The organism is Streptomyces sp. NPDC012794, from assembly GCF_042901085.1.
Lineage (GTDB): Bacteria > Actinomycetota > Actinomycetes > Streptomycetales > Streptomycetaceae > Streptomyces.
Map to the genome: position 1 here is coordinate 149,379 of NZ_JBIBCI010000007.1, position 18,136 is coordinate 167,514.

General features: G+C 71.0%; 16 protein-coding genes. 10 read left to right on the forward strand and 6 right to left on the reverse strand.

The genetic code is table 11. From position 1 onward, the window contains the following. Nucleotides 1–20: 20 nt before the first annotated feature. Nucleotides 21–491 (reverse strand): DUF3093 domain-containing protein, encoded by a 471-nt coding sequence (locus tag ACFY7H_RS15835; RefSeq protein ID WP_388938354.1) that lies wholly within the window; start codon nucleotides 489–491, stop codon nucleotides 21–23. A gap of 58 nt (nucleotides 492–549) precedes the next feature. Between ACFY7H_RS15835 and ACFY7H_RS15840 the strand changes: the two genes are divergently transcribed. The 7 genes from ACFY7H_RS15840 (at nucleotide 550) to ACFY7H_RS15870 (ending at nucleotide 7,088) form a co-directional block, all read left to right on the forward strand. Beyond that, a complete protein-coding gene (locus ACFY7H_RS15840) occupies nucleotides 550–1,134 on the forward strand; it encodes a PaaI family thioesterase (RefSeq protein ID WP_388938356.1) in 585 nt (194 codons plus the stop codon). Next, complete coding sequence (gene dut, locus ACFY7H_RS15845) at nucleotides 1,134–1,682, forward strand: dUTP diphosphatase (protein ID WP_388938358.1); 549 nt, start codon at nucleotides 1,134–1,136, stop codon at nucleotides 1,680–1,682. Before ACFY7H_RS15840 ends, dut begins: the two co-directional genes overlap by 1 nt. A gap of 1 nt (nucleotide 1,683) precedes the next feature. Next, on the forward strand, nucleotides 1,684–2,460 hold the full coding sequence (locus ACFY7H_RS15850) for a DUF3710 domain-containing protein (protein ID WP_388938360.1): 777 nt from the start codon (nucleotides 1,684–1,686) through the stop codon (nucleotides 2,458–2,460). A 178-nt stretch (nucleotides 2,461–2,638) separates the two neighbouring features. Then, nucleotides 2,639–5,221 (forward strand): DUF4118 domain-containing protein, encoded by a 2,583-nt coding sequence (locus ACFY7H_RS15855; protein ID WP_388938362.1) that lies wholly within the window; start codon nucleotides 2,639–2,641, stop codon nucleotides 5,219–5,221. Further along, complete coding sequence (locus tag ACFY7H_RS15860) at nucleotides 5,218–5,904, forward strand: response regulator (protein WP_388938364.1); 687 nt, start codon at nucleotides 5,218–5,220, stop codon at nucleotides 5,902–5,904. The genes ACFY7H_RS15855 and ACFY7H_RS15860 overlap by 4 nt, the downstream gene beginning before the upstream one ends. Nucleotides 5,905–5,948: 44 nt before the next feature. Beyond that, nucleotides 5,949–6,368: an OB-fold nucleic acid binding domain-containing protein gene (locus tag ACFY7H_RS15865; protein ID WP_125816976.1), complete on the forward strand. Its 420-nt coding sequence runs from the start codon at nucleotides 5,949–5,951 to the stop codon at nucleotides 6,366–6,368. A gap of 3 nt (nucleotides 6,369–6,371) precedes the next feature. Next, entirely contained in the window at nucleotides 6,372–7,088 is a 717-nt protein-coding gene (locus ACFY7H_RS15870) for a DUF3159 domain-containing protein (protein ID WP_388938367.1), read from the forward strand. A gap of 100 nt (nucleotides 7,089–7,188) precedes the next feature. On the opposite strand, the gene ACFY7H_RS15875 is transcribed toward ACFY7H_RS15870, so the two are convergent. Together ACFY7H_RS15875 and ACFY7H_RS15880 are read right to left on the reverse strand one after the other, a co-directional pair. After that, nucleotides 7,189–7,851 (reverse strand): potassium channel family protein, encoded by a 663-nt coding sequence (locus tag ACFY7H_RS15875; protein WP_388938369.1) that lies wholly within the window; start codon nucleotides 7,849–7,851, stop codon nucleotides 7,189–7,191. Further along, the gene (locus ACFY7H_RS15880; RefSeq protein ID WP_388938371.1) at nucleotides 7,848–8,516 is read right to left on the reverse strand and encodes a potassium channel family protein; all 669 of its coding nucleotides are present in this window, start codon (nucleotides 8,514–8,516) and stop codon (nucleotides 7,848–7,850) included. The genes ACFY7H_RS15875 and ACFY7H_RS15880 overlap by 4 nt, the downstream gene beginning before the upstream one ends. 210 nt (nucleotides 8,517–8,726) lie before the next feature. Between ACFY7H_RS15880 and ACFY7H_RS15885 the strand changes: the two genes are divergently transcribed. Together ACFY7H_RS15885 and ACFY7H_RS15890 are read left to right on the forward strand one after the other, a co-directional pair. Then, the gene (locus ACFY7H_RS15885) at nucleotides 8,727–10,778 is read left to right on the forward strand and encodes an APC family permease (RefSeq protein WP_388938373.1); all 2,052 of its coding nucleotides are present in this window, start codon (nucleotides 8,727–8,729) and stop codon (nucleotides 10,776–10,778) included. A gap of 215 nt (nucleotides 10,779–10,993) precedes the next feature. Next, nucleotides 10,994–12,325: a class I SAM-dependent RNA methyltransferase gene (locus ACFY7H_RS15890; RefSeq protein ID WP_388938375.1), complete on the forward strand. Its 1,332-nt coding sequence runs from the start codon at nucleotides 10,994–10,996 to the stop codon at nucleotides 12,323–12,325. Between the two features lie 394 nt (nucleotides 12,326–12,719). Here the strand turns inward: ACFY7H_RS15890 and ACFY7H_RS15895 are convergent, their stop codons facing one another. Continuing rightward, a complete protein-coding gene (locus tag ACFY7H_RS15895) occupies nucleotides 12,720–13,733 on the reverse strand; it encodes an aromatic acid exporter family protein (protein WP_388938376.1) in 1,014 nt (337 codons plus the stop codon). 196 nt (nucleotides 13,734–13,929) lie between these two features. Beyond that, nucleotides 13,930–14,337 carry a DUF1622 domain-containing protein gene (locus ACFY7H_RS15900; protein ID WP_388938378.1) on the reverse strand — a complete coding sequence of 136 codons (408 nt, stop codon included), beginning with the start codon at nucleotides 14,335–14,337 and terminating at the stop codon, nucleotides 13,930–13,932. A 137-nt stretch (nucleotides 14,338–14,474) separates the two neighbouring features. On the opposite strand from ACFY7H_RS15900, the gene ACFY7H_RS15905 reads away from it, so the two are divergent. After that, complete coding sequence (locus ACFY7H_RS15905; protein WP_388938380.1) at nucleotides 14,475–15,458, forward strand: magnesium and cobalt transport protein CorA; 984 nt, start codon at nucleotides 14,475–14,477, stop codon at nucleotides 15,456–15,458. Nucleotides 15,459–16,709: 1,251 nt separating this feature from the next. Here the strand turns inward: ACFY7H_RS15905 and ACFY7H_RS15910 are convergent. After that, a complete protein-coding gene (locus tag ACFY7H_RS15910) occupies nucleotides 16,710–17,993 on the reverse strand; it encodes a cation:proton antiporter (RefSeq protein ID WP_388938381.1) in 1,284 nt (427 codons plus the stop codon). Between the last annotated feature and the right edge of the window lie 143 nt (nucleotides 17,994–18,136).

An 18,136-nucleotide genomic window follows, 5' to 3' on the forward strand; every position in this document is an offset into this window, starting at 1 on the left:
CCGCACCCGCCCCGGCCCGGTCAGGCGGCCGCGGCTGCGGTCTTCGCCGCGCGTACGGCCGCCGCGAGGGCCTGGGGCTCGCGCGTGGAGAGGTACACGTACGGCGTCGGGTCCGCCGGGTCGGTGACCTCGATCCGGACCGCCGTGGGGACGTAGCCGCGCAGCAGCATGAAGGCCCGGGTGTCGGCCTTGTACGTGCGCCAGGCGCGGGCCTCCTCGCCCTCCAGCACCTCGGGCTCGCCCAGGGCCGTGACCGGGATCCGGGCGTCGCCGGCGGCGAGGGCGCCGTTCACCACGCGCACGCGCGCGGAACCGTACGAGCTCACCAGCATCCCCGCCGCCGCGCCGCCGCCGACCAGGCCCGCCAGCGACGGCAGGGCGCCGAGCGGCAGGAGCATCAGCGCGCACGCCAGACCGGTCAGCGCGGCGATGGCCCACCAGGAGCGGGGGGCGGAGAGGCGTTCGTCGTGGTGCGCGGGAGAGAGCTGCATGGGACCAAGCCTCCCACGGGGCGACCGGTGGGTAGCCGCGCGGGTAAGGTCAGCGGCTGTGAGTGGACGAGACACAGCGTTGACACCTCCGGCCGATGCCTCCGCACCGGTCCGGCACCCCGATGCCCCCGCGCCCGGGGAGCTCCTCGGCGCGCACTACGCCCACTGCTTCGGCTGCGGCGGGGGCCAGCCGCACGGGCTCCATCTGGAGGCCCGCGCGGGTGAGGGCGTGCGCGTCACCGCCGAGTTCACCGTCAAGCCCGCCCACCAGGGCGCACCCGGTCTGGCCCACGGCGGCGTACTGGCCACCGCGCTCGACGAGACGCTGGGCTCCCTGAACTGGCTGCTGCGCGTCATAGCGGTGACCGGCCGGCTGGAGACCGACTTCGTACGGCCCGTGCCCGTGGGCACCGTGCTGTACCTGGAGGCCGAGGTCACCGCCGTCGCCGGCCGGAAGATCTACTCCACGGCCGTGGGCCGGATAGGCGGGGCGGACGGCCCCGTCGCCGTCCGCGCCGACGCGCTCTTCATCGAGGTGAAGGTCGACCACTTCATCGACAACGGTCGGCCCGAGGAGATCCGGGCGGCGATGTCCGACCCGGACCAGGTCAGGCGCGCACGCGCCTTCGAGGTGAACCCCTGATGTCCCAGAACAACCGCGCACCCCGTCATGAGGTCGACGTGCTGATCCGCCGCGTCGACCCGGAGGTGCCCCTTCCCGCCTACGGACACCCCGGCGACGCCGGCTGCGACCTGGTGACCACCGTGGCCGCCGAGCTGGAGCCGGGGGAGCGGGCCGTACTGCCCACGGGCGTCTCCATCGCCCTGCCCGACGGGTACGCGGCCTTCGTGCACCCGCGCTCGGGCCTGGCCGCTCGCTGCGGGCTCGCGCTCGTGAATGCCCCGGGGACGGTGGATGCCGGGTACCGTGGGGAGATCAAGGTGATCGTGGTCAATCTCGACCCGCGCGAGAGCGTCCGGTTCGAGCGCTTCGACCGCATTGCCCAGCTGGTTGTCCAGCGGGTCGAGAAGGTGCGCTTCCACGAGGTGGCGGAGCTTCCCGGCTCGGCCCGGGCCGACGGGGGGTTCGGCTCCACCGGCGGTCATGCGGCCGTGGCCGGATCCGGGGCTGGTCAGCAGCAGGGTGGGAATGGCTACGCTTCGGTCGTATCCGACCGGGAAGGACAGTGACGTGTTCGGACGTCGCAAGAAGAACGACTCCGCCAAGGACGGCGGCGCGGCCGAGCAGGTCGTGAACGGCGTGGCTGCCGACGAGGGGAACGGCGACGAGTCCGCCGCCCCGCGCAGGCTGAACCTGCCCCCGGCCCCGCGGCCCGACGGCCCGTGGGACGTCTCCGAGGTGCCCGGCAACCCGGCGGACGGCCGGGTCGACCTGGGCGGCATCCTCGTACCCGGTGTCGAGGGCATGGAGCTGCGCGTCGAGGTCGCGGGTGACGCGATCGTGGCCGCCACCGTCGTCCTGAACGACAGCGCCGTGCAGCTGCAGGCCTTCGCCGCCCCCAAGAAGGAGGGCATCTGGGGCGAGGTCCGCGACGAGATCGCCTCGGGCATCACGCAGCAGGGCGGCATCATCGACGAGGTCGACGGCCCGCTGGGCTGGGAGCTGCGCGCGCAGGTCCCCGTACCGCTGCCCGACGGCCAGACCGGCGCCCAGCTCGTGCGTTTCGTCGGCGTCGACGGCCCGCGCTGGTTCCTGCGCGGCGTCATCTCCGGCCAGGGCGCGGTGCGCCCCGAGTCGGCCGGGGTGCTGGAACAGATCTTCCGGGAGACCGTCGTCGTCCGCGGCGACGGCCCGATGGCCCCGCGCGACCCGATCGTCCTGAAGCTGCCGAACGACGCCCAGATGGTGCCGGACGGCGTGCAGACGGCCGAGGAGCAGGACGGTTCGCGCTTCTCCGGCGGCATGGGCCAGCTGGAGCGCGGCCCGGAGATCACCGAGGTCCGCTGACCCCGTTCCCGGACCAGGGCGTTTTCCGGCCCGCGGGCCCGGTTCCCCCCGGGGGGAACCGGGCCCGCGGGCCTTCGCGTGCCCGGGACCCGCGGGGCCGCGTCAGGAACGCGTCAGAGATGTCCGGCAGACGCCCTTTCGGTACGTGAACAGCGGGAACGTCCCCGAGAATGAGCGCATGGCACGCGGCATACTCAGGATCCACCTCGGTGCGGCGCCCGGTGTGGGCAAGACGTACGCCATGCTCGCGGAAGGCCACCGCCGGGTCGAGCGGGGCACGGACTGCGTCGTCGGCTTCGTCGAGCACCACGGGCGGCCGCGCACCGAGGCGATGCTGCACGGGCTCGAACAGGTGCCCAGGCGGGAGCTGTCCCACCGGGGAGCCGCCTTCACCGAGATGGACGTGGACGCCGTGCTCGCCCGCCGTCCCGCCGTTGCCCTGGTGGACGAGCTCGCGCACACCAACGTCCCCGGCTCGCGCAACGGCAAGCGCTGGCAGGACGTGGAGGAACTGCTGCGCGCCGGGATCGACGTGGTGACCACTGTCAACATCCAGCACCTGGAATCCCTCGGGGACGTGGTGGAGACGATCACCGGGGTGCGCCAGCGGGAGACCGTGCCGGACGAGGTGGTGCGGCGGGCCGACCAGATCGAGCTGGTCGACATGTCCCCGCAGGCGCTGCGCCGGCGGATGGCGCACGGCAACATCTACCAGCCGGACAAGGTCGACGCGGCCCTCTCGAACTACTTCCGGCCGGGCAACCTCACCGCGCTGCGCGAGCTGGCCCTGCTGTGGGTCGCCGACCGGACCGACGAGCACCTCCAGCGGTACCGGGGCGAGCACGGGATCCGTTCGACCTGGCAGGCCCGCGAGCGGATCGTGGTGGGCCTCACCGGGGGGCCCGAGGGCCGTACGCTGATCCGCCGGGCCGCGCGGATCGCCGCCAAGGGCTCCGGCAGCGAGGTCCTCGCCGTCTACATCGCCCGCAGCGACGGGCTGACCTCGGCCTCGCCCAAGGAACTCACCGTGCAGCGGACCCTGGTCGAGGACCTTGGAGGAACGTTTCACCATGTGATCGGCGACAACGTCCCCGAGGCGCTCCTCGCCTTCGCCCGCGGAGTCAACGCCACCCAGATCGTGCTGGGCTCCAGCCGGCGCAAGCCCTGGCAGTACGTCCTGGGACCCGGGGTGGGCGCCACCGTGGCCCGCGACTCGGGCCCCGACCTCGACGTGCACATCGTCACCCACGAGGAGGTGGCCCGCGGGCGGGGCCTGCCCGTGGCCCGCTCGGCGGCCCGGCTCGGGCGGCCGCGGATCGTGGCCGGCTGGGTGGCCGGCGTGGTCCTCCCCGCACTGCTCTGCGCCCTGCTGACCAACATCGACGCCGATCCCGGCCTCGCCAACGACATGCTCCTCTTCCTGGCGCTCACGGTCGCGGCCGCGCTGCTGGGCGGCCGGTGGCCGGCGCTGGCCTCGGCGGCCTTCGGCTCCCTGCTGCTGAACTACTTCTTCGCCCCGCCCCTGCACCGGTTCACCGTCTCCGACCCCAAGAACATCACGGCCATCGCGGTGTTCTTCGGCGTCGCCGTCTCGGTGGCCTCGGTGGTGGACCTCGCCGCCCGGCGCACGCACCAGGCCGCGCGGCTGCGGGCCGAGTCCGAGATCCTGTCCACCCTCGCCGGGAGCGTGCTGCGCGGCGAGACCGCCCTCGACGCACTGCTGGAGCGGGTGCGCGAGACCTTCGCGATGGAGTCGGTGGCCCTGCTGGAACGGGCCGGCGAGGTGGAGCCCTGGACCCCGGCCGGCAGCGTCGGCCCCTGCCCGGCGGCCCGGCCCGAGGACGCCGACGCCGACATGCCGATCGGCGACCACATGGCCCTCGCCCTGTCCGGGCGGGTGCTGCCCGCCGAGGACCGCCGGGTGCTCGGCGCCTTCGCCGCCCAGGCGGCCGTGGTGCTGGACCGCCAGCGGCTCGTCGGGGAGGCCGAGGGGGCCCGGCGGCTGGCGGAGGGCAACCGGATCAGGACCGCGCTGCTCGCCGCCGTCAGCCACGACCTGCGTACGCCCCTGGCGTCCATCAAGGCCTCCGTCAGCTCCCTGCGCTCCGACGACGTGGACTGGTCCGAGGAGGACCGCGCCGAGCTGCTGGCCGGCATCGAGGAGGGCGCCGACCGGCTCCACCACCTGGTGGGCAATCTGCTGGACATGTCCCGGCTCCAGACCGGCACCGTGACACCCCTGATCCGGGAGGTCGACCTCGACGAGGTGGTCCCGATGGCAATGGGCGGCGTACCGGAGGACAGCGTGCTGCTCGAAGTGCCGGAGACCCTGCCCATGGTGGCGGTGGACCCGGGGCTGCTGGAGCGGAGCGTGGCCAACGTGGTGGAGAACGCCGTCAAGTACAGCCCGCCGGGCCGGCGGGTCCTGGTCGCCGCCAGCTTCCTCGGCGACCGGGTCGAGCTCCGCGTCGTCGACCGCGGCCCCGGGGTCCCCGACCAGGCCAAGGACCGCATATTCGCCCCGTTCCAGCGCCACGGGGACGCCCCGCGCGGTGCCGGCGTGGGCCTGGGGCTCGCGGTCGCCCGGGGCTTCGCCGAGGCCATGGACGGCACCCTCACCGCCGAGGACACCCCCGGCGGCGGACTCACGATGGTGCTCACCCTGCGCGCGGTGCCGCGCGGCGGCCCGCCGGACCCCTCCGGAACCGAACCGACCCAAGCCGGGGACCTCCCCGAACGACAGAAAGCAGGTCCCCGATGACCCGGGTGCTCGTGGTGGACGACGAACCGCAGATCGTCCGGGCCCTCGTGATCAACCTCAAGGCGCGCAAGTACGAGGTCGACGCGGCCGCCGACGGGGCCGGCGCCCTGGAGCTCGCGGCCGCCCGCCACCCCGACGTGGTCGTCCTCGACCTCGGCCTGCCCGACATGGACGGTGTCGAGGTGATCAAGGGGCTGCGCGGCTGGACGCGGGTGCCGATCCTGGTGCTCTCCGCCCGGCACAGCTCCGACGAGAAGGTCGAGGCCCTCGACGCCGGAGCCGACGACTACGTCACCAAGCCCTTCGGCATGGACGAGCTGCTGGCCCGGCTGCGCGCCGCCGTCCGCCGGGCCGAGCCGTCCCCCGGGCCGGGCGGGGACGAGGTGGTCGTCGCGACCGAGGGCTTCACGGTGGACCTCGCCGCCAAGAAGGCGGTGCGCGAGGGGCGCGACGTACGCCTCACCCCCACCGAGTGGCACCTGCTGGAAGTGCTCGTGCGCAACCGCGGGAAGCTCGTCAGCCAGAAGCAGCTCCTCCAGGAGGTCTGGGGGCCCACCTACGGGACGGAGACCAACTACCTGCGGGTCTACATGGCCCAGCTGCGCCGCAAGCTGGAGGCGGACCCCTCCCGCCCGCGGCACTTCGTCACCGAACCGGGCATGGGGTACCGCTTCGAGGAATAGCGCGGGGCTTCGAGACGCGGCGGGGGCGCCGGTAGGCTTCCCGTATGAGTGCTGAACCGCGTCCCGAGAAGCCCGCGAAACCGGCCAGGCCGGCGGGCCGGTTCCGCCGGATGATAGAGCGGCTCTCCACATCCCAGGAGGAGCTGCATTCGGCGGAACTGCAGGAGGACGCAGAAGCCGCGGGGTGCACGCGGATCTGCGACTGCCACGACCGCCAGATAGTGAAGGTGACCGGCACGCTGCGCACGGTCACCCTCCGCCCGCGCGCGGGCGTCCCCGCCCTGGAGGCCGAACTGTTCGACGGCTCGGCCGCGCTGGACGTGGTCTGGCTCGGGCGTCGCTCGATCGTGGGAATCGAGCCCGGCCGGCGCATGATCGCCTCGGGCCGGATCTCGATGAGCCACGGCCGCCGGGTGCTCTTCAACCCGAAGTACGAACTCCGACCGCTCGGACAGGAGCACTGACCGGTGACGTCACTCGACAAACCGACCACGCCGGACCCGGGCGCCGTGCCCTCCGACGACCAGAAGGCGGTCACCCAGGCCGCGCTCTTCGACGCCTTCGGCGGCGTCCGCGGCACCGTGGAGACGATGCTCCCCGGCCTGCTCTTCGTGATGATCTACACGATCAACAAGGACGTGAAGATGTCCGCCATCGCGGCGGGCGTCGTCGCGGTGCTGCTGGTCGTCGTCCGGCTGCTGCGCAAGGACACCGTCAAGCACGCCTTCAGCGGTGTCTTCGGCGTGGGCGTCGGCGTGGCCTTCGCCCTCTTCACGGGCAGCGCCAAGGGCTTCTACCTGCCCGGCATGATCTACGGGGTCGGCCTGGGCCTGGCGTTCACGGTCTCGGCGCTGGTGGGGTTCCCGCTGCTGGGGGTGATCCTGGGGCCGGTCTTCAAGGAGAACCTCTCCTGGCGCACCCGCAACCCCGGGCGCAAGAAGGCGTACACCAAGGCCAGCCTGGCCTGGGGACTCATCTTCCTGGCGAAGTACGCGATCCTCTTCCCGCTGTACTGGTGGGGTGACGAGACGCAGCTCGGCTGGGTGCTGATCGCGCTGAAGCTCCCGCCCATGGTGCTGGCCGTGTACTTCACCTGGGTCTTCCTGGCGAAGGCGCCGCCGCCGATCGACGTGATCGCCGAGTACGAGGCCGAGGAGCTGGCCGCCCGGCAGAAGCGGGCCTGAGCCGCGGCACGCGGGAGGGGCGGGGCGGCCATCCGGTCACCCCGCCCCTCCCGCGTGCGGCGCTGCCGCCCGGGCCCGGGCGGCAGAGGGTCCTACGCGCTCAGTGCCGGGCCTGGAGGAGGTCCTCCAGCTGCTCCTCGCGGGCCTGGGCGGCCACGAAGAGCAGCTCGTCGCCCGGCTCCAGGGTCTCCTCGCCGTGCGGGGTGAGCACGCGGTTGCCGCGGATGATGGTGACCAGGGAGGTGTCCTCGGGCCAGGTGATCTCGCTGATCTGGGTGCCCGCGACCGAGGAGTCGGGCGGCAGGGTCAGCTCCACGAGGTTGGCGTCGCCGTGGCTGAAGCGCAGCAGCCGCACCAGGTCGCCGACGCTGACGGCTTCCTCGACCAGGGCCGACATCAGGCGCGGCGTGGAGACGGCGACGTCGACGCCCCAGGACTCGTTGAAGAGCCACTCGTTCTTCGGGTTGTTCACGCGGGCCACCACGCGCGGGACCCCGTACTCGGTCTTCGCGAGCAGGGACACGACCAGGTTGACCTTGTCGTCGCCCGTCGCGGCGATGACCACGTTGCAGCGCTGCAGCGCCGCCTCGTCGAGCGAGGTGATCTCGCAGGCGTCGGCGAGCAGCCACTCCGCCTGCGGCACCCGCTCCACCGAGATGGCGGTCGGCGCCTTGTCCACGAGGAGCACCTCGTGGCCGTTCTCCAGCAGCTCTCCCGCGATGGAGCGGCCCACGGCCCCGGCTCCGGCGATCGCGACCCTCATGCGTGTGCCTCCTCGGGACCCTCGGCGCAGGCCGCCTCGACCTTGTCGATCTCGTCCGTGCGCATCATCACGTGGACGAGGTCGCCCTCCTGGAGGACGGTCTGCGAGGTCGGCAGCGTGGCCTCGCCCAGGCGGGTGAGGAACGCCACGCGGACGCCGGTCTCGTCCTGCAGCTTGCTGACCTTGTGCCCGATCCAGGCCGGGGAGATGTGCACCTCGGCGAGCTGCACGCCACCGCTCGGGTCGCGCCACAGCGGCTCCGCACCCGAGGGGAGCAGCCGGCGGAGCATCTGGTCGGCGGTCCACCGTACGGTCGCGACGGTGGGGATGCCGAGACGCTGGTACACCTCGGCGCGCTTGGGGTCGTAGATGCGGGCGGCGACGTTCTCCACACCGAACATCTCGCGGGCGACGCGCGCGGCGATGATGTTGGAATTGTCACCACTGCTGACGGCGGCGAAGGCGCCCGCCTCCTCGATCCCGGCCTCGCGGAGCGTGTCCTGGTCGAAGCCGACACCGGTGACGCGGCGGCCGCCGAAGGAGGCCCCGAGCCGGCGGAATGCGGTGGGGTCCTGGTCGACCACGGCGACCGTATGACCCTGCTGTTCCAGGGTCTGCGCGAGGGCGGAGCCCACTCTTCCGCAGCCCATAATGACGATGTGCACGGCCGTCCTTCCGGCTGACAGCGGCTCGCTGGTTTCCAGCCTCATTGCATGCTCTGGCTAATCAGGGTCTCAGACCATGGCCCAAGCTACACACGGGCGGTCACCAGCGTGACCATTTGGGGTCCGGCAGGTGCTTCATTGGCGGCGCATTGGTGCGGATCGGAGGCAGGGGGTTCGTCAGCCACATTTCGAACGCTTACGATCCTCTGCGTGTCCAAACTGACCGACGTGCCCAAACGGATCCTGATCGGCCGGGCGCTGCGCAGCGACCGCCTCGGGGAGACGCTCCTCCCCAAGCGGATCGCCCTTCCCGTGTTCGCATCCGACCCCCTCTCCTCGGTGGCATATGCCCCCGGCGAGGTGCTGCTGGTCCTGTCCATCGCGGGTGTGTCGGCGTACCACTTCAGCCCCTGGATCGCGCTCGCGGTCGTCGTGCTGATGTTCACGGTGGTCGCCTCCTACCGGCAGAACGTCCACGCCTACCCCAGCGGCGGCGGCGACTACGAGGTGGCCAACACCAACCTCGGACCCGCGGCGGGCCTCACCGTGGCGAGCGCTCTGCTCGTCGACTACGTCCTCACCGTCGCCGTATCCATTTCCTCCGGCGTGGAGAATCTCGGCTCCGCCGTCGATTTCGTCATCGAGCACAAGGTGCTCTCGGCGATCGTCATGATTCTGCTGCTCACGCTGATGAATCTGCGCGGTGTGAAGGAATCCGGGAAGCTCTTCGCCATCCCGACGTACGTGTTCGTCGGCGCCGTGTTCGCGATGATCGCCTGGGGCGTGTGGCGCGGCGTCGTGCAGGGCGAGACGATGGAGGCCCCGACCGCAGGCCTGGAGATCAAGGCCGAGCACCAGGGGCTGGCCGGATTCGCGCTGGTCTTCCTGCTGCTGCGGGCCTTCTCCTCGGGCTGTGCCGCCCTGACCGGTGTCGAGGCGATCAGCAACGGCGTACCCGCCTTCCGCAAGCCCAAGAGCAAGAACGCCGCCGCCACCCTCGCCCTCATGGGCGCCCTGGCCGTCACCATGTTCTGCGGGATCATCGGCCTGGCCATGGTCACCGGCGTGAAGATGGCCGAGGCCCCCGCGACCAACCTGCTGGAGAACGGCGTACCGGTCGGCGACGGATTCGTCCAGCACCCCGTGATCTCCCAGGTCGCCGAGGCCGTCTTCGGCAGCGGAAGCTTCCTCTTCATCCTGCTCGCCGCGGCCACCGCGCTCGTCCTGTTCCTGGCCGCGAACACCGCCTACAACGGCTTCCCGCTGCTCGGCTCGATCCTCGCCCAGGACCGCTACCTGCCGCGCCAGCTGCACACCCGCGGCGACCGGCTCGCCTTCTCCAACGGCATCGTGCTGCTCGCCGGCGCCGCCATACTGCTGGTGTGGCTCTATGACGCCGACTCCACCAAGCTGATCCAGCTCTACATCGTCGGCGTGTTCGTCTCCTTCACGCTGAGCCAGATCGGCATGGTCCGGCACTGGAACCGCCACCTGAAGAACGAGCGCGACCAGGCCGCCCGCCGCCGGATGATCCGCTCGCGGGCGATCAACACCTTCGGCGCCTTCTTCACCGGCATGGTGCTGGTCGTCGTCCTCGCCACCAAGTTCACCCACGGGGCCTGGGTCGCCCTGCTCGGCATGCTGATCTTCTACGGCACCATGACCGCGATCCGGAAGCACTACGACCGGGTCTCCGCCGAGATCGCCGCCGACGACGGCCCCAGCGACGACAGCGTGCGGCCCTCCCGGGTCCACTCGATCGTCCTGGTCTCCAAGGTCCACAAGCCGACCCTGCGCGCCCTGGCCTTCGCGAAGCTGACCCGCTCGGACACCCTGGAGGCGCTCAGCATCAGCGTCGACCCGACCGAGACCAAGGCCTTGCGGGCCGAGTGGGAGCGGCGCGGGATCAACGTCCCGCTGAAGATCCTCGACTCGCCCTACCGCGAGATCACCCGCCCGGTGGTCGAGTACGTCAAGGGGCTGCGCAGCGAGAACCCGCGCGACGCGGTCAGCGTCTACATCCCCGAGTACGTCGTCGGGCGCTGGTACGAGCACCTGCTGCACAACCAGAGCGCGCTGCGGCTCAAGGGCCGGCTGCTGTTCACGCCGGGTGTGATGGTCACCTCGGTGCCCTACCAGCTGGAGTCCTCGGAGCTCGCCAAGCGGCGGGCGAAGAAGCGCCAGGAGTGGAACGCCCCGGGCGCGGTGCGCCGAGGCCCGGTGGACACCCCGAGGCCGCGTCCGAAGGAACCGGCGAAGTAGCGTCGGCGTCGGCGTCGTCGGCGGCGGCGGCGTCGGCGTCGGCGTCGGAGCGGCTGCGTCGGAGCGGTCGGGTAGCCGATGGCGAAGTGGCCGCGATGGCGCCGCGGACCGGTGGCGAACCGGTGGCGAACGGCCGGAGGAGATCCACGTAAACTGGTGGGTCGGTCCTCCGGCCGTTTCCTTTCTTCGATCCACTTCCTTGGAGCCTCCTCACCATGACCGAGCAGAACGAGAAGCAGTCACTGGTCGGGGAGGAGTACGAGGTCGAGGTCGGCCCCGTCGCGCACGGCGGCCACTGCATCGCCCGTACGGCGGACGGCCGCGTCCTGTTCGTCCGCCACACCCTGCCCGGCGAGAAGGTCGTCGCCCGTGTGACGGAGGGCGAGGCGGACTCCCGCTTCCTCCGCGCCGACGCGGTCAAGGTCCTGACCGCCTCCAAGGACCGGGTCGAGGCCCCCTGCCCGTACGCCGGCCCCGGCAAGTGCGGCGGCTGCGACTGGCAGCACGCCAAGCCGGGCGCCCAGCGCCGGCTCAAGGGCGAGGTCGTCGCCGAGCAGCTGAAGCGGCTCGCCGGGCTCACCCCCGAGGAGGCCGGCTGGGACGGCACCGTCATGCCCGCCGAGGGCGACAAGCTGCCGGCCGGCCAGGTGCCGCAGTGGCGCACCCGCGTCCAGTACGCGATCGACGAGACCGGCCGGGCCGGCCTGCGCAAGCACCGCTCGCACGACATCGAGCCGATCGACCACTGCATGATCGCCGCCCAGGGAGTCTCGGAACTCGGCATCGAGAAGCAGGACTGGCCCCAGATGGCCACCGTCGAGGCCATCGCAGCCTCCGGCTCGAACGACCGCCAGGTCGTGCTCACCCCCCGCCCCGGCGGCCGCCTTCCGCTGGTCGAGCTGGACAAGCCGGTCTCCGTCCTGCGCGTGGAGGAGAAGGACGGCGGGGTGCACCGCGTCCACGGCCGCCCCTTCGTCCGCGAGCGCGCGGACGGCCGTACGTACCGCGTCGGCATGGGCGGCTTCTGGCAGGTCCACCCCCAGGCCGCCGACACCCTGATCAAGGCCGTCATGCAGGGCCTGATGCCGCGCAAGGGCGAGATGGCCCTCGACCTCTACTGCGGCGTCGGCATCTTCGCGGGCGCGCTCGCGGAGCGCCTCGGCGAGACGGGGGCCGTCCTCGGCATCGAGTCGGGCAAGCGCGCGGTGGAGGACGCCCGCCACAACCTGGCGGACTTCCCCCGGGTCCGCATCGAACAGGGCAAGGTCGACACGGCCCTCCCGAAGACCGGCATCACCGAATGCGACCTGGTCGTCCTGGATCCGCCCCGCGCGGGCGCGGGCAAGCAGACGGTCCGCCACATCGCGAGCCTCTCGGCCCGCCGCATCGCCTACGTGGCCTGCGACCCGGCGGCCCTGGCACGCGACCTGGGCTACTTCCGCGAAGCGGGCTACAAGGTCCGCACGCTGCGCGCCTTCGACCTCTTCCCGATGACCCATCATGTCGAGTGCGTCGCGATCCTCGAGCCGACCGGAAAGGGCCTCTGACCTACAGGTTAGGGCGGTGTGCGTTATGGGCGTTGTGTGCGTTACGGGCGATATCGTGACGCTCATAACGCACGTTTGACGCGCGCCGTCGACGATGCCTGACGAATCGTCAGGCGCGTGAAGGGTGCCCCTCCCGGGAGATTACGATCTTGCTGCGGGGGCGCCCCTCCGTGTGGTGGCGACCAAGTGGGTCGGCGTCTGCCCCGCGCTGGTACCTTGCCCCTCCCCGGGCACCTCTTTCATGACGCTCTCCCCGTACGAGGATGAGCGCCGCCTGGGGCAAGGGCGCCCCCGCGAGGTGCTGTGACGGCCCCACTTCGCCGACTTTGGCCGCCCGTATGCGGCCGGCCCAGACGTAGATCCCCGGGCCGGATGGTTCACTCAGGATTTGGGGTCAGGTTTCGTGGCCCGAGCGGAGTTCGGCCAGCAGGCGGCCGATGTCCGTGAGGACGGTTCCCTGGAGGGTGTGTACCGCCGGCGTGGCATCAGCGGCTGCGCGTTCCTGCTGTTCTACCCGGTCGAGTTCTGCCCCCGCGTCGGCGATCAGGCCGTCCAGGTGCCCGGAGTCGGTGGGGGACGTCTGGCCGATCTCCTGCATCGCTGTGGCTGCCCTTCGCAGCAGCGTGCTGGAGGCGGTCCGGAAGGACGTCGGCAGGTTCTCGATTTCTCCGCTTTCGAGGGCGTAGTCGACGGTGCGGGTCAGGGAGCGCAGGTGGTCCATGGCGCGTTCGGCGACGGTGACGGCGTCACGGGCACGGGGCAGGGCAGCCTCGGCGCTGTCGACGGCGCGACGGGGGTGGAGGCGGCTGTTCTCGATCTCGCTGTCGATGCTGGTCCGGATGCGTTCGCATTCGGCGGCGAGTTTGCGCCAGTCGCGGCGCCAGTGCCGGATGCGCTGGGTGTCGGGGTCGTTCCCTTCGAAGATCTCGGCCAAGTCGTCGAGGCGGCGGCTCATCGCGGTGTACAGGTCGGCGACGGCCTGTTGCCGGTGATGGACGTGGCGGGCGGGCGCCAGGACAAGGTGGGCCGTGAGACCGCATAGCGCACCGAGGGCCACCGAGGCGGCCAGGTGGCCGATGTAGTCGATGCGTCCCTGGCCGGAGGAGAACGCGAAGAAGCCGACGATGGCGACCTGGGTGCCCTGTTGGCCGAACCGCTCGATCCTTCCCAGGCAGAGCGCGATCAGGGTGAGGAGTCCGAACGTCCAACCGTGAATCCCCGCCGTGGCAGCCAGGGAGGCCGCGAGTGCCGCGCCCACCGCCATCGCCAGCAGATACTGGACGCAGTCACGCACCGAGCGGTACACGGTGGCCTGCAGGGCAACCAGGGCGGTGAACGGTGCGAACGTGGAAACGGTCGGCGGCAGCAGATAGCGGGCGATCACCCACGCGGCCATGGCCGCGACCACGGATTTGGCGCCGAGGATGAGATCGTCACGCTCGCTGCCCGGGCCCCGTGCGGCCCGCCGCAGGTATTCGATTCTTCCCGCAGCGGCCGCTCGTACCCGGCTGCGTCTCTCGCCCGGTCTGGGCACAGTCGATCACCTCGCCAGAGCGTGTTCCCCTCGGGCCGAGATCAAACGTCGGCGGCGCGGAGTGGGATGGTCAGGCGGCCGTGGCCCGGGGTACGGGCTCCTTCTGGTCACGCTCGATCTCGGCGCGTTCCTGCGCGATCTCCCGGGTGAGGAAGAAGTTCAGGATGGTACGGATGGCGGCGATGGCCGCGAGCTGGCCGATTTCGGTGAAGCTGGGGGCGACCGCCGTGCGCAGGACGTCGCCCGCCAGCTGGAATTCCAGTCCCAGGACGAGGAAACGGCCGAGGCTGAGGCGGATCTTGTTGTTGAACTCGCCGATGAGGGAACGTCGTCGCAGGCCGGTCGTGGCAAACCGGGCGAAGGCCCAGATGGCGCCGGTGAAGATGATCAGCGCACCCGCGGCCTCGATGAGGTGGACCAGCCATCCGATCATCTCCCGCACTCCCGACTCGGACACCAGCTCACCTGACATGTTCATGGGCCCGCTTCTACCTGCGGTTGTGTGCCTACACGGTTCGGGGCGGTGTCTCTTGCCACACCCGGCGGACGTACGAGAAGCGGCTGGGGGTGCATGAAACGGGGCTGGTGAAGCATGCGCGGAGGATGGAATGCGTGATGTACGAGCAGGACTCGGGCCGGTCGGAGCATAGGGAGTGTGAGCTGCCGGACGATGCCTGCCAGTCGGCCCTCAAGCGGCTGCGCGACCTCAGCGACGGCGAGTTCGCCTGGATTCGGCTGACGGATCCCGCCGAGGGGGAACTCGTCCAGCTCACCGAGGAGCTGGGCCTGCACCCGCTGGCCGTCGAGGACGCGATGCACGGACAACAGCGCCCGAAACGCGAGCGATTCGGCGACGTGCTGGCCGTCGCGCTGAAGACCCTCCGATATGTGGAAGAAGAGACGGCGGTGGAGACCGGTGACATCATGATCTTCGCCGGACCTCACAGCGTTCTCACCGTGAGCCACGGACCGATCGACCCCTGCGCCGAGGCCGCGCGCAGGCTCGACGCAGACCCGGACATGCTGCGCCTGGGTCCCTGGGCTGTCCTGCACGCCGTGCTGGACGTCGCTGTCGACGCGTACAGCGACGCCGCCCGCACGGTGCGCGCCACGCTGAACCGGCTCGAAGACGAGGTGTTCTCGACTTCCCGCGTCGACCACACCCAAAGCATCTACTCCCTCAAGCGGGAAGTCCGTGAGTTCCGGGACGCCGTGCAGCCGCTCGTCCCGGTGGTCCAGAGCCTCCTGAGCGGCCCGGGCGCGAAGGAACAGCCGCCGAAGATCGCGCCGTATCTCCGGGACGTCGCCGATCACCTGCACCGTACGGACATCGAGGTGCGGACACTGGACGAGCTGCTGGACTCAGTCCTCGGGGCTCAGCAGGCGCGTGTGGGCACCTGGCAGAACGACGACATGCGGCGTATCTCCGCGTGGGCGGCGATCTTCGCGATTCCCACGATGGTCGCCGGCGTCTACGGCATGAACTTCGAGCACATGCCCGAGCTCGGCTGGACCTACGGCTACCCCCTCGCCGTGGGCCTCATGGCGCTCGCGTCAGGCGCCCTCTACCGGGCCTTCCGCCGCAACGGCTGGTTGTAGAGCACCGCGGCCGGGTGCTCGCCCCGGCCGCGGTGGCCCCGGTCTCCGCCTCTCGGGGGAGGGCCCGGGTTCTCACGTGCCCTCGCTGACATGAGTGGCGCCGCGATGGAAAGCCGCCAGGTATGACACACACATCGAAGCCAGACTCCCGCGAGGACGACAAACGCGGTGAATCCGGCCGCGAGAGGACGGCGGGGCCCGGCCCGCAGGTGGAAGAGCAGGCCCCGGATCAGCTCACCGAGCTGCCGAAACGGTCGTGGGAGGCGGTGCTGCGCGGCACCGTGAAGGAGTTCAAGGACGACGAGCTCGCCGACCGGGCTGCGGCGCTGACCTACTACGGGGTGCTCGCCCACTTCCCTGCCCTGCTGGTGCTGGTGTCCCTGCTGGGCCCGCCCGCACGCCCCTTGAACTTTCGGGTCCTCGAACATGCGGTCCAGCCTGACCGGAGCCTGCTTGGCAGGCTCGGAAGCCCCCGAGTGCCCTCGATGCCGAAGGCCCCGCGATGGGCTACCGAGCGGACTCTCCCGCCCGCCTCACTCTGCTCGAAACGGTCATGCCGTACCCGGTGCCCGGATCAAGGTCCTGCGCGGAGCCGTTACCACTGAGGGCGAGGAGCAACTGGACGCCGCCTTCTCCCGCTCTCTGACCGCGGCAGGGCTGCAACTGATCGTCCACCTGGGCTCCCTCGAGTGCGCCGACTCCACGCTGCTCGGCCTACTCCTGGCAGCACGCGCCCGAACAAGCCTCCACGTTGTCCCCCCCCGGCCCCTCCCCGGACCGCCGTATGAGCGGCACAGGCATTCGCGACGTCCTTCGCCCCCACGGCAACCTCACAGCCGCGCTCACCGCCAATGCCGCCAACGGACCGTCAGAAACGGGCCCGGTTCCCCCGCCGGCCAGAGCTGACAGCCCGCCGCTTCTACCTGCCCACCGTTCTGCAGACGGCGCCCCATCGACCCGGTCGGCGATGACGGGCCTATCCAGCTGGACGGGACGCGGTCCGGTCAAATCCAGCTGGCTGGTGCGCTGCAGGCGAAGTATCTCTTTGAGCATGGTGGAGCCGGCGACGGCCCAGACCGCTGACGTACAAGACCACCCTGCGTAGGCCCGGCTCGGCCGCTTGCCCGGTGATCTGCGACATCGCGCGGCTCGTCACCAGCTGCTCCACACGGAACCCCCATGCTCCCAGCTCGACGGACGCAGCGGACCGAGCCGGACCCTGCGTGCGATGCAGCCAAGGCCCTGGACCGGTCAACCGAGGCGAGCCTGTCCGTCTGAGCTCGGCTCTCCTCCATCGGGGGCCGAGCGGTCGAGCCGGGCTGTAACGGGTGTGGCTGCGATGCCGTGCAGGACCACAGAGAGCAGCACGGTGAAGGTCACCACGGCCCACAGCTCGCGGGCCGGGGCGGCGAAGTCTGCTTCACCCAGTGCGTACGCGAGGTAGAAGAAGGAGCCGATGCCTCGGATGCCGAACACCGCGATGGCGATGCGCTCCTTTCCCACGGCCGCGCCCCGCATCTGTACGGCCCAGCCGACGACCGGGCGGATCAGCAGGAAGAGCACGAGACCGAGAACGGCTCCGCGCCAGGTGAGTGCGGCGAGGCCGCCGTCGGCGATGAAGCCGCCGACGAGGAAGAGGATGACGGCGGTGAGCAGCCTTTCGACCTGGTCGGTGAAGGCGTGCATGACACGGTGATACCGGTGGGCGCGCTCCGCGTTGCGGATCGTGCAGGCGGCGACGAACACGGCGAGGAAGCCGTAGCCGTGCAGGAGCTCGGTCAGCCCGTAGGCAGTGAAGGTCGCGGCCAGCGCGACGAAGCCCTCCCGGTGCTCGGAGAGCCGCAGTGCTCTCCAGGAGGCCTGGAAGAACATCCAGCCGAGGAGCCGCCCCACACCGAGCCCGACCACCAGTCCCACCACGCTGCGTACCAGGATGTCGCTCCATGCCCAGTGCCAGAGCCCATCGGTGGACCAGCCTGTCGGAGAGGCTGTGGTCAATGTGATGGCCGCCAGGACGAAGGGGAAGGCCAAGCCGTCGTTGAGTCCGGCCTCGCTGGTGAGCGCGAAGCGGACTTCGTCCTCGTCGTCTTCGGTCGGCTCCCCCACGCGTACTTCGGCGGCCAGCACCGGGTCCGTGGGAGCGAGGGCGGCCGCCACCAGCAGGGCCACGGCCGGCGGCCACCCCACCAGCCACCCCGCGACGGCCGCGGTGACCAGGATCGTCAGCGGCATGGCCGAACCCAGCAGCCGCCACGTCGTCGACCAGGCCCTCCAGCCGGGCGGCCTGTTGATGGCCAGCCCCGCCCCCATCAACGCGACGACGACGCAGACCTCCGTGAGGTGCTCCACCACACCGCGGTGCCGGACGGGATCGAGCGCGGGAAGCGCGTCGAGCGGCAGCAGGAACACCAAGAACCCCGCTGCCAGGAACACCATGGGCAACGACAGGGGCCGCTTCGCCAGCGCGGTCGGGAGTACCGCCGCGCACAGAGCCCCCAGCCCCACACAGGCGTACACCACATCGATCCCCGTCAAACCCGGCAAGCCGATCCCCGTTCCCGTACGAAACCGTCGCTGGGTCCCCTACCCGATCTTTACCCGGGCAGCCGCAACACCCCACCGTGCCCGCAGAGGGGCCCGACGACCGGTTCGTCTACCTCTCCGGCGTCCTGCCCACG

What these genes read in the sequence shown, in the direction of transcription:
- ACFY7H_RS15905 (WP_388938380.1), top strand. Translation starts at nt 14,475, where the DNA reads ATGTACGAGCAGGACTCGGGCCGGTCGGAGCATAGGGAGTGTGAGCTG.
- ACFY7H_RS15860 (WP_388938364.1), top strand. Translation starts at nt 5,218, where the DNA reads ATGACCCGGGTGCTCGTGGTGGACGACGAACCGCAGATCGTCCGGGCC.
- ACFY7H_RS15855 (WP_388938362.1), top strand. Translation starts at nt 2,639, where the DNA reads ATGGCACGCGGCATACTCAGGATCCACCTCGGTGCGGCGCCCGGTGTG.
- ACFY7H_RS15900 (WP_388938378.1), bottom strand. Translation starts at nt 14,337, where the DNA reads ATGAACATGTCAGGTGAGCTGGTGTCCGAGTCGGGAGTGCGGGAGATG.
- ACFY7H_RS15890 (WP_388938375.1), top strand. Translation starts at nt 10,994, where the DNA reads ATGACCGAGCAGAACGAGAAGCAGTCACTGGTCGGGGAGGAGTACGAG.
- ACFY7H_RS15865 (WP_125816976.1), top strand. Translation starts at nt 5,949, where the DNA reads ATGAGTGCTGAACCGCGTCCCGAGAAGCCCGCGAAACCGGCCAGGCCG.
- ACFY7H_RS15835 (WP_388938354.1), bottom strand. Translation starts at nt 491, where the DNA reads ATGCAGCTCTCTCCCGCGCACCACGACGAACGCCTCTCCGCCCCCCGC.
- ACFY7H_RS15875 (WP_388938369.1), bottom strand. Translation starts at nt 7,851, where the DNA reads ATGAGGGTCGCGATCGCCGGAGCCGGGGCCGTGGGCCGCTCCATCGCG.
- dut (WP_388938358.1), top strand. Translation starts at nt 1,134, where the DNA reads ATGTCCCAGAACAACCGCGCACCCCGTCATGAGGTCGACGTGCTGATC.